Source organism: Burkholderia sp. BCC1977, assembly GCF_905339595.1.
In the GTDB taxonomy this organism is placed as follows: domain Bacteria; phylum Pseudomonadota; class Gammaproteobacteria; order Burkholderiales; family Burkholderiaceae; genus Burkholderia.
In genome coordinates, this window is the sequence record NZ_CAJPGQ010000157.1 from 1 (window position 1) to 738 (window position 738).

Sequence of the window (738 nt, forward strand, 5' to 3'; positions counted from 1 at the left end):
GGCAAGACCGCAGTCGTCACGGGCGCCGCAAGCGGCATCGGCAAGGAAATCGCGCTGGAGCTCGCGAAAGCGGGCGCGGCCGTCGCGATCGCCGACCTGAACCAGGACGGCGCAAACGCGGTTGCCGACGAGATCAACAAGGCAGGCGGCAAGGCAATCGGCGTCGCGATGGACGTGACCAACGAGGAAGCCGTGAACAGCGGCATCGACAAGGTGGCCGAAACGTTCGGCTCGGTCGACATCCTCGTGTCGAACGCAGGCATCCAGATCGTCAACCCGATCGAGAACTACTCGTTTTCGGACTGGAAGAAGATGCAGGCGATCCACGTGGACGGCGCGTTCCTGACGACCAAGGCCGCGCTCAAGCACATGTACAAGGACGATCGCGGCGGCGTCGTGATCTACATGGGTTCGGTGCACTCGCACGAAGCGTCGCCGCTGAAGTCGGCGTACGTGACGGCCAAGCACGGGCTGCTCGGTCTGGCGCGCGTGCTGGCGAAGGAAGGCGCGAAGCACAATGTGCGCTCGCACGTGGTGTGTCCGGGCTTCGTGCGCACGCCGCTGGTGGACAAGCAGATTCCGGAGCAGGCGAAGGAGCTCGGGATCAGCGAAGACGAAGTGGTGAAGAAGGTGATGCTCGGCAACACGGTCGACGGCGTGTTCACGACGGTGCAGGACGTCGCGCAGACGGTGCTGTTCCTGTCGGCCTTCCCGAGCGCCGCGCTCACGGGCCAGTCG

At 64.9% G+C, this 738-nt stretch carries 1 protein-coding gene; it reads left to right on the forward strand.

Annotated features, from left to right (window positions below; all coding sequences use genetic code 11):
* On the forward strand, window positions 1-738 hold a 738-nt coding region (locus U5771_RS35240; protein WP_322028192.1), incomplete at both ends, for a 3-hydroxybutyrate dehydrogenase.